This is a genomic window from Pedobacter caeni, from assembly GCF_900129215.1.
Taxonomy (GTDB): domain Bacteria; phylum Bacteroidota; class Bacteroidia; order Sphingobacteriales; family Sphingobacteriaceae; genus Pedobacter; species Pedobacter caeni.
Genome location: NZ_FQUQ01000022.1, coordinates 1 through 1336, shown reverse-complemented (window position 1 = coordinate 1336; position 1336 = coordinate 1). Strand labels below are relative to the sequence as shown.

The 1336-nt window shown below is 49.0% G+C and carries 1 rRNA gene; it reads right to left on the bottom strand.

The features are described 5' to 3' along the window. Positions 1-1336 (bottom strand): 23S ribosomal RNA (locus BUC20_RS33510); the annotation flags it as partial.

The following is a 1336-nucleotide window of genomic DNA, read 5'->3' as shown; positions in this document are numbered from 1 at the left end:
AGGGGTTAGACACCGAATACAAAAAGGGTGGTATTTCAACGTTGACTCCAGAACGCCTAGCGACGCCCCTTCATAGTCTCCCACCTATCCTACACATCTTGTATCCAATGTCAATGTTAAATTGTAGTGAAGGTGCATGGGGTCTTTCCGTCCCGTTGCGGGTACCCGGCGTCTTCACCGGGACCACAATTTCACCGAGCTCATGGCTGAGACAGCGCCCAGATCGTTACACCATTCGTGCAGGTCGGAACTTACCCGACAAGGAATTTCGCTACCTTAGGACCGTTATAGTTACGGCCGCCGTTTACTGGGGCTTCGATTCAATGCTTCTCCGTGAGGATGACATCCCCTCTTAACCTTCCAGCACCGGGCAGGTGTCAGGCCTTATACTTCATCTTTCGATTTTGCAAAGCCATGTGTTTTTGTTAAACAGTCGCCTGGGCCTTTTCACTGCGGCTGATATTGCTACCAGCGCCCCTTCTCCCGAAGTTACAGGGCCATTTTGCCGAGTTCCTTAGCCATGATTCACTCGAGCACCTTAGAATTCTCTTCCCGGATACCTGTGTCGGTTTGCGGTACGGGTTTTTATAACCTGAAGCTTAGCGGTTTTTCTTGGAAGTCTGATTACCTGCGCTATCTACGCCCCCGAAGGTTTGCAGTACTATCGGGTTTCAGCTAGATCTGCGGATTTACCTACAGTCCTAATACCTACGCCCTTTAACGATCTATTCCGTCAGATCGCGGCAGTGTCACTACTCCGTCCCCACATCGCAGTTATAAAAAGTACTGGAATATTAACCAGTTGTCCATCGAATATCCCCTTCGGGTTCTCCTTAGGCCCCGACTAACCCTGATCCGATTAGCGTTGATCAGGAAACCTTATCCTTTCGGTGGGCGGGTTTCTCTCCCGCCTTATCGTTACTTATGCCTACATTTGCTTTTCCAGAAGCTCCACCACAACTTACGTCATAACTTCGCTGCCGCTGGAATGCTCCCCTACCGTAATATTAATATTACCCATAGCTTCGGTGTATAGTTTAATGCCCGTTTATTATCCATGCCCGATCGCTCGACTAGTGAGCTGTTACGCACTCTTTAAATGAATGGCTGCTTCCAAGCCAACATCCTAGCTGTCTATGCAATCGGACCTCGTTAGTTCAACTTAACTATAACTTGGGGACCTTAGCTGATGGTCTGGGTTCTTTCCCTCTCGGCCCGTGACCTTAGCACCCCGGGCCTCACTGCAGTGTATATTATATAGCATTCGGAGTTTGTCTGGATTTGGTAGGATTTGACTCCCCCGCACCCAATCAGTAGCTCTACCTCTATATAACTT